The sequence below is a fragment of the Streptomyces sparsus genome (genome assembly GCF_054776295.1).
Window position 1 is genome coordinate 1 of sequence record NZ_BAAHCA010001181.1, and the last position, 1,285, is coordinate 1,285.

Below are 1,285 nucleotides of genomic sequence, written 5' to 3' on the forward strand. Positions count from 1 at the left end.
AGGCCGGCGGCACGGGCCACGGCGTTGTTGACGCCGGTGGCCAGCCCGGCCCGGGCGACCGGGACGGAAGCCAGCACCGTCGCGGTGAGCGGCGCGATCAGCAGCACCAGGCCCAGGCCCAGCACCACCAGCGCGGGCAGCACGTCACGCCCGTAGGACGCGCCCGGGCCGACCCGCAGCATCAGCAGCATGCCCGCCGCACACAGCAGCGGTCCGACCGTGAGCGGCAGTCGCGGGCCGGTGCGCAGACCCAGCGCCCCGGACCTCGCGGACAGCGTGAGCATCAGCACGGTGGTCGGCAGCAGAGCGGTGCCGGCCTCCAGCGCGGAGTAGCCCACCACCACCTGGAGGTGCACCACGGACAGGAAGAAGAACCCGCCGAACGCCGCGTACACGCACCAGGTGACCGCGTTCACCGCGGTGAACTGCCGGGAGGCGAAGATCTGCGGCGGCAGCATCGGTGAGGCCCGGCGCCGCTCCACCCGCACGAACACCGCCCCGAGCAGCACGCCCGCCGCGGCACAGCCCAGCACGGTGACGGACGGTCCCTGTTCGGGGGCGGCGATCAGCGCGTAGGTGACGCCGCCGAGCGCGAGCGCCGCCAGCACCGCCCCGGCGATGTCGAAACGCCCGCTCGCGGCGGGGTCGCGGCTCTCCGGCACGTGGCGCAGCGCCACCGGCACGCACACCAGGGCGAGCGGCACGTTCAGCAGGAAGACCCAGCGCCACCCGGCGCCGTCCACCAGCCAGCCACCGAGGAACGGGCCGACGGCGGCGGCCACCCCGCCCAGCCCCGACCAGGCGCCGACCGCCCTGGCCCGGTCCTCCGCCCGGAACGACGCCTGGATCAGCGCGAGTGAACCCGGGGTCAGCAGGGCCCCGCCGACCCCTTGCAGCGCCCGGGCACCCACCAGCACCCCCGCGTTCCAGGCGACGCCGCACAGCAGCGACGCCAGCGCGAACCAGAGGACGCCGACCACGAAGACCCGGCGCCGCCCGTACCGGTCACCGAGCGCACCGCCCAGCAGGATGAGCCCGGCGAGCGTCAGCAGGTAGGCGTTGACCGTCCACTGGAGCACCGCCAGGTCCGCGTCGAGGTCCGCCCCGATGCGGGGGAGCGCGACGTTGATCACCGTGCTGTCCAGCATGGCCATGCCGGAGCCCAGCACGGTGGTCAGCAGCACCCACCGGCCCGCCCGTTCGCCCATGCGCACCCTGCCCGCCGCGGTCGGCCCGGAAGCCGGGGACGCCGCGGCCGGGCGGGCCGGGACGGGCTCCGGCTGCT

At 75.8% G+C, this 1,285-nt stretch carries 1 protein-coding gene; it reads right to left on the reverse strand.

Annotated elements, in window-relative coordinates; translation table 11 throughout:
• The coding region (locus ACYVE9_RS27270) for an MFS transporter (protein WP_461030560.1) at positions 1-1,208 on the reverse strand (1,208 nt) is incomplete at its 3' end.
• Positions 1,209-1,285: the final 77 nt, after the last annotated feature.